This window comes from Portibacter marinus, from assembly GCF_021533195.1.
GTDB classification, from domain to species: Bacteria; Bacteroidota; Bacteroidia; order Chitinophagales; family Saprospiraceae; genus Portibacter; species Portibacter marinus.
In genome coordinates, this window is the sequence record NZ_JAJNKB010000040.1 from 1 (window position 1) to 3147 (window position 3147).

At 31.7% G+C, this 3147-nt stretch carries 5 protein-coding genes; all 5 read right to left on the reverse strand.

Translation table 11 applies throughout. The features are described from left to right. Nucleotides 1-440: 440 nt before the first annotated feature. The gene (locus L2567_RS20715) at nucleotides 441-1181 is read right to left on the reverse strand and encodes a Swt1 family HEPN domain-containing protein (RefSeq protein ID WP_235299776.1); all 741 of its coding nucleotides are present in this window, start codon (nucleotides 1179-1181) and stop codon (nucleotides 441-443) included. A gap of 158 nt (nucleotides 1182-1339) precedes the next feature. Then, entirely contained in the window at nucleotides 1340-1531 is a 192-nt protein-coding gene (locus tag L2567_RS20720; protein ID WP_235299777.1) for a hypothetical protein, read from the reverse strand. A gap of 397 nt (nucleotides 1532-1928) precedes the next feature. Beyond that, nucleotides 1929-2408, reverse strand: coding sequence for a hypothetical protein (locus tag L2567_RS20725; RefSeq protein WP_235299778.1), 480 nt, complete (start codon nucleotides 2406-2408; stop codon nucleotides 1929-1931). Next, nucleotides 2408-2746 carry a hypothetical protein gene (locus tag L2567_RS20730; RefSeq protein WP_235299779.1) on the reverse strand — a complete coding sequence of 113 codons (339 nt, stop codon included), beginning with the start codon at nucleotides 2744-2746 and terminating at the stop codon, nucleotides 2408-2410. The genes L2567_RS20725 and L2567_RS20730 overlap by 1 nt, the downstream gene beginning before the upstream one ends. Nucleotides 2747-2888: 142 nt before the next feature. Then, nucleotides 2889-3147, reverse strand: a 259-nt coding sequence (locus tag L2567_RS20735; protein WP_235299780.1) for a hypothetical protein, incomplete at its 5' end; no start/stop codon positions are given.

The window sequence follows — 3147 nt, forward strand, 5'->3', positions numbered from 1 at the left end:
CAATAAGCTTCTTCTTCCAATAATAGAAGGTTCCGGGATATAAAGCATACTTTTCAAGCGTTACTTTTACTCCATTCTTCTTCGCTTCTTCGATTATCTGAAGCTTTTCTTTCTTGGTGAATTTCTTTGTCCCCTTTTCTGTGATTTTCATATTCATAATTACAAAAATTATTTTATAATTACTCTCTGATGATATCGGGGGCTGTTACATTTGTTTCGCTTAATTGGACTGCGCAGCTTTATTGATCTTAATCTAAATTATATAAATCGAATTGGAATAAGTCAGATTTGCTGTCTTACTTTCGCTGGGAAGATAACGGTTCTGCTGCATCCAGAGTCCGACCGATAGGGAGGATTATGTGATGAAGCCTGTTATATGGCGTATTAGTTTTTGGTAGTTGCACATTCTTCATTAGTGCATTACCTAATTATATTCATCATCAATTCAAAGCAGGTAAAACTATTAATGACAAAGTCATATTTGCAGAATTATTATACTCAGAGGCTGGTGTTTTAACTCTAATTGATAGCTGTCTTTTTTTCCCTACGATTTCATTTGTCACTTTGAATGTAAATCTATTTTGAACCTGTGTGATCTTGAAATTAGTATTAAATATCGCTATCTCGTACTCTATTTCTCTGTCTTTTGGATCATTTGCTTCAACTATAATTTCATATACATCATCAACCCTAAGGACAATTGGATCATTTAATGAACCATAACAAATGTTTCCAAGATTATCAGAAACTTTTATTATTTCAATAAAATAGTCTTCTATCATTTTACTCCTATTGTGAGACAAAGTAATTAAGTTCTTCAAGTCATTAGTAATACCCTCAATTAACTTGATTTGGTTGGAAGTTAAAGTCCTACCATGGGCTTCAGAATTTCTGAATTTTTCAATTTCTGAAAAAAATACTTCAAATCTCTTTTTATCATTTAAAACGTGTTTGAATTTTTCCCAATTTTTTAAGATGATAGTTTTTAAATCGTAAAAGTCAGAATAGTATATTAGTCTAGTCTCAGTCATAATTCCTTTGTATTTTTTCTTTTCAATCTCACGTTTTTCCTTCCACTTTTCGATTCTTGCGCTTGAGATTTTGTAATTGACTGAATCCTCAAAACCTAGAGCAATAATAATTATTCTTCTAATGCTATTTTCGTAATCTGTTATTATCATCTTGAAGTTCTTAATCCCGAATTTATTAGCTTCTTTTAGGAGGTGGAGGTGGAGGTGGTGGTGTTGTCTTACGTGGAGGAATTGAAGGATTATTTTTCTCTCTTCTTGGAGGTGGTTTAGGAGTTGGAATTGGTTTATTATGTGATGGTGTGGAATTACTAGGCATCTAAATTTGATTTAATTTTTTTTAAATATTTATTAACTTCTTCTTCTATTTGAATCTGCAATTTATTTTTGAGTTTCACTATTCCAAATGTCTGTGTTTTGAAAATACTTCTCTCATTATCTTGAAGTTTTCTTAATTTTTTTTCAATAGTTGAATCCACTATATTTTCCACTATAATAATCATAGAAAAGGTTTTCAAGATCTTTTATTTGACTATTGTAAAAATCTAGAGAGCTTTTAATACTAAATCTTTCACTTGGGGAATTTAGAAAGATGTTCTTAGATATTCTTAAGGCTAAAACAGTAATAAGTATGGCAGTCCAAAGATTTTTCAAATCATTGTTGTTAAACCATCCAACTATCCCTATTAAAGATGTCAGGATTAAGCCAAAATCAAGTCTAATATGAAATTTGTTTTGTCGTCCCAATACATTCGATAAATACAACTGTGCGTATTTCCAAGAGTCAAGTTCATTATAAATTCTATTTGTTAGACTGCTCAAATTTTAACTTTTATGCCATATAACGTCATAGCGGCATCCAGAGTGCGACCGATAGGGAGCATTATGTGATGACGCATGTTATCTGCTTTTTTTCCATTTATATTTTTCTAATTCTATTGCTTCATCAAAGTAATTACTAAACTTTTCTGATAAAGTTTGATCTGTAAATTTCACTATTGTAAAACTACTATCCCAAGCAATAATTTCTATTTCGGACTCTTTGACTTGAAGATTTCCGTTTTTCCAAATTTCGGACACACCTTCCGCATAAGGTAAAACATCTTCTTTTATTTCTATTTTGCTCTTATTGTCAATTGCTGAAAAAGCACCCCATACAATTTGTGTATCAGAAATTCTAAGTTCTTCCATTTGTTCTGATGTTATTAAAAACCAGTCTTGTTCGTGATTAATTGGCAAGCTTTCCAATTCTGACGAATTGATTTCTAAATCGTTTATTAGCCAATTGAATCTTTGAATATCATTTTCGATTGGCTTTAGTAAGACATTGAGATTTGTATGGAATCTGAGTTTATCTCTATTTTTTATTATCCAATTCATTATGTCTTCTTAGCATCCAATATTTCACTCAACCAGTATAAATCTAAAGTATCGGGTGCAATCTCATGAATTTCATTATTTGTGTCTATAACTTTGATTTTGTTAGCCCCAACAATTATGTCATCTCCAATATGAAGTTCATAGGTTTCATCTTTGATTATTTCCTTAGCATAAAACCAACTTTGGCCATCTGTGTCGATTGAGAGGTTTGGTGGATTAATTCCAATAGGATATACTGTAGATACAAGAGTTGGTAGTTTTGCCCCTTGCTTTACTGTTGATTCGAATTCCTTCCACAATTCGTTCCTTAGTTCAAAGTATTTGTCAATGTATTTCATTTAGTTTCATCAAATTGCAGATAACGTCATAGCTGCATCCAGAGTCCGATCGAAGGGAGGATTATGTGATGCAGCATGTTAGCGGTTCGGCATTTTTTTTCATTGGTCAATTGTTGGGCTAATTGCGAGGTTCTTCCTTGTTTTAGTCTTTTCCTTCTTTGGTTATTTGTACCAATTCACTACTTATTTTTAAAGCTAATAATAATTCAAGTGTTTGAGCATCTCCTGAAACAATTAATAACTTGTATTCAGATTCGTCATTTGACATTTTTACATCTTCAACCGATGCTATTCTAAGTGTCAAAGTCATAGAATTTGAAACGGATAGGTTTACAAACCAAGATTCCCTTATCATTCCTTTTTCAAGGTTACCAATCAGATAGAATTCTCCTCGTCTTACT

What these genes read in the sequence shown, in the direction of transcription:
- L2567_RS20715 (WP_235299776.1), bottom strand. Translation starts at nt 1,181, where the DNA reads ATGATAATAACAGATTACGAAAATAGCATTAGAAGAATAATTATTATT.
- L2567_RS20720 (WP_235299777.1), bottom strand. Translation starts at nt 1,531, where the DNA reads ATGATTATTATAGTGGAAAATATAGTGGATTCAACTATTGAAAAAAAA.
- L2567_RS20725 (WP_235299778.1), bottom strand. Translation starts at nt 2,408, where the DNA reads ATGAATTGGATAATAAAAAATAGAGATAAACTCAGATTCCATACAAAT.
- L2567_RS20730 (WP_235299779.1), bottom strand. Translation starts at nt 2,746, where the DNA reads ATGAAATACATTGACAAATACTTTGAACTAAGGAACGAATTGTGGAAG.